This is a genomic window from Polynucleobacter sp. 35-46-11 (assembly GCF_002281105.1).
Genome location: NZ_NCFJ01000625.1, coordinates 1 through 1,332, shown reverse-complemented (window position 1 = coordinate 1,332; position 1,332 = coordinate 1). Strand labels below are relative to the sequence as shown.

Sequence of the window (1,332 nt, the reverse complement as noted above, 5' to 3'; positions counted from 1 at the left end):
AATGAAAAAATCGCTATTAGCAGTTGCAGCAATGACAGCATTTGCTGGCGCAGCTCAAGCTCAGTCATCAGTGACTGTTTACGGTATTTTGGACGTTGGTTACATCGGCGGTAACAACCGTGGCTTTACATCAACTGGCAACACGCAAAAATCTACTTACAACTCATTTGGTTCTTCAGCTGAGTCTACAAGCCGTTTAGGTTTCAAAGGTACTGAAGACTTAGGTGGCGGTATGAATGCATTTTTCACCGTTGAACTAGCGGTAACTCCAAACTCAGCTAGTGCTGCAACTGGTGGTACAAACCGTCAAGCATTTGTTGGTGTGTCTAAAAAAGGCACTGGTAACGTAGCAATCGGTACTCAGTACACAGTAATTCACACAGCAGTTGGCGCCACTTCTGCTGGCCAGCAAAACAACATGGTTGGTGACGTAATTTATCCAATCGCTCCAGGTAATAACGGAAACACAGTTGGTAGCAACTCTGCCATTGCAGGCACTAACCAAGACTCTACTGTTACTGGTGCATATACAGTACGAACTAACAACATGTTAAAAGTTCAGTCTGATAAGTTTGCTGGATTCCAAGGTACAGCTTTCTACACAATGGCTAATCAGGATAATACTCAGAACTCTGCAACTTCAGGCGGTCAGAATGACAAAAATGGTTGGGGTGTTGGTATTAACTACAACTGGAAAAAGCTGTTAGTTACTGCAAACTATCAATCACTTAAGGCTAATCAGCCAACTTCAACGAGCTTTGCAATTTGGAGCACTCAGTCTGCAGCAACCAACGCTCAAGATAACCAACAGTACTATGCTGCTACTTACGACTTTGGTATTCTCAAGGCATATGCTCAGTACATTAACCGTAAAGTAACCTCTGAGTTAAATGGAAACAATTACATCCAACGTTCTGCACAGCAGATTGGTGTTCGTAGCTTCATTACTCCAAAGATCGAAGCTTGGGCATCAGGCGGTACAGGTCGTTTTGACACAATTCAAGCTGAGACAGTTAACTTTACTGGTTACCAGTTGGGTTCAAACTACTGGTTGAGCAAGCGTACTAACTTATACGCGATTTTTGGCTCAACACAACAATCAAGCTCTAGCTTGGCTACTCAGCCCTCTAGCGGTGCGAATAACTACGCAGTTGGTGTACGCCACACTTTCTAATTTAGCACTAGCTTAGGCTAGTTACGAATTAGTTTGGTATTAAATTAACCCATCGTGGAAACACGGTGGGTTTTTTCTTTACAGAACTCACTACACGCTGTTCAATTTGCTGCGTTGTTGATTGAGCTTCATCTGTTGTTGACGGATACGTTCTTGCT

1 protein-coding gene is annotated in these 1,332 nt (G+C 43.1%); it reads left to right on the top strand.

Going from position 1 to position 1,332, the window contains the following annotated elements; genetic code table 11:
- Positions 1 to 1,174, top strand: a 1,174-nt coding sequence (locus B7Y67_RS18260) for a porin (protein WP_293599849.1), incomplete at its 5' end; no start/stop codon positions are given.
- Positions 1,175 to 1,332 lie beyond the last annotated feature (158 nt).